2 protein-coding genes are annotated in these 1453 nt (G+C 67.4%); both read right to left on the bottom strand.

From position 1 onward, the window contains the following. Positions 1-120: 120 nt before the first annotated feature. Positions 121-939, bottom strand: a complete 819-nt coding sequence (locus ON39_RS34020; protein ID WP_083894854.1) for a LysR family transcriptional regulator — start codon at positions 937-939, stop codon at positions 121-123. A gap of 203 nt (positions 940-1142) precedes the next feature. Next, positions 1143-1453 (bottom strand): ABC transporter permease subunit (locus tag ON39_RS34015; RefSeq protein ID WP_040740377.1); only part of this gene is annotated, 311 nt, incomplete at its 5' end.

Raw genomic sequence — 1453 nt, 5'->3', positions numbered from 1 at the left:
CGCCTCGTCCAGCCGGCGGCAACAACACACCGAAGACCGTGCCTACCCGGCGGTCAGCAAGGTACCCCCGATCACCACTGCGGCGATCGCGTCCACTTCGGTGCCGATCACCGATCACGGTTACGCCGGCGGCGTTGGGATCGGGGTTGGGAGCGTGGTGGTTTCGGTGAGTGCGGCTAGTACGGCGGTGACGGCGGGCGGGTCGGGGGGGTCGCCGTAGGTGGCGGCGTAGATGTGGCGGTGGCGGCCGGGGAGTTCGGTGGCGTGGATGTCGGGTCGGCGATGGGCTCGGAGGGCGAGGCCGGGCAGGGTGGCGACGCCTGCGCCCGCGGCGACGAGGGATTGCACGACGACCATGTCGTCGCTGTATGAGGCGATGCAGGGGGTGAAGTTCTCGTGCAGGCACAGGGCGTTCAGTTCGTCCTGGCATCGGTGGCAACCGCCGATCCAGGCGGAGTGGCGGTGGTTGGCGAGGCTGTCGTCGGGTTGCCGGCTGATGAGGTAGATCGGGTCGTCGCCGAGGTGTTCGAGGCGAAGTCCCTCCTCCTCGGCTGGGGCTTCGGCATGCCGGAAGACGAGGGCGAGGTCGATCTCGCCGTGCCGCAACATTTCCAGCGCTTCGACGGGGTGACGGTCGAACAGGCTCAGTTGGAGTCCCGGGTGCGCCTGGGCCAAAGTGGCGGCCGCCTTCGGCACGAGCGTGCTCAGTGTGGATGCGTTGGCGGCCAGTCGAACCCGCCCGGTCTGCAGGCCGACCTGGGCGGCCAGCTCGCTGGTCGCGGCGTCGACCCGGCCCAGGATCTCGGCGGCTCGGTTGGCCAGCAACTGCCCTTCCGGCGTCAGTCGGATTCCGCGACCGATCCGCTGAACGAGTTTGGCGCCGGTAGCCGCTTCCAGGCGGGCCAGGTGGTGGCTCACCGACGGTTGGGAATAGTGCAGCTGTGCCCAGCAGTTTGGAGTCGCGCGCGACGAGTTCGGTCACGCACCTGACCTACCGCGTACTCCCCTGACCCGAACGACAGCATCACCCACCGGACCACGAAGCGCCCCATCAGAGCTGGTCACACGATCATGTGGTGCTGACGGCGGCATCGTCCGAGAAGCGTCCGCCACCGGTTCCCTCTCGGGCTGAACCCGCGCCTTTACTCTCGGCGCGCGTATCCGAGTAACCGTTGCAACACGACCACTACGAGGAGGAATGCTCCGCTGACGACGGATTGGTAATTGCTGTCGAGGGTGCCGATTTCGTTGATGATGTCTTGAATGACGTTGCGTAGCAATACACCGAAGAGCGTGCCGAGGATGGTGCCTACTCCGCCGGTCAGCAGGGTGCCGCCGATGACTACCGCGGCGATCGCGTCGAGTTCGGTGCCGACGCCGATCACGGTGACGCCGGACTCCAGATAGGCGGCGGTCATCGCGCCGGCGAAGCCGGCGAGCAGCCCGCTGAGGG

The sequence above is a fragment of the Nocardia tenerifensis NBRC 101015 genome, from assembly GCF_000308715.1.
GTDB classification, from domain to species: domain Bacteria; phylum Actinomycetota; class Actinomycetes; order Mycobacteriales; family Mycobacteriaceae; genus Nocardia; species Nocardia tenerifensis.
This window is presented reverse-complemented; position numbering and strand designations above follow the sequence as displayed.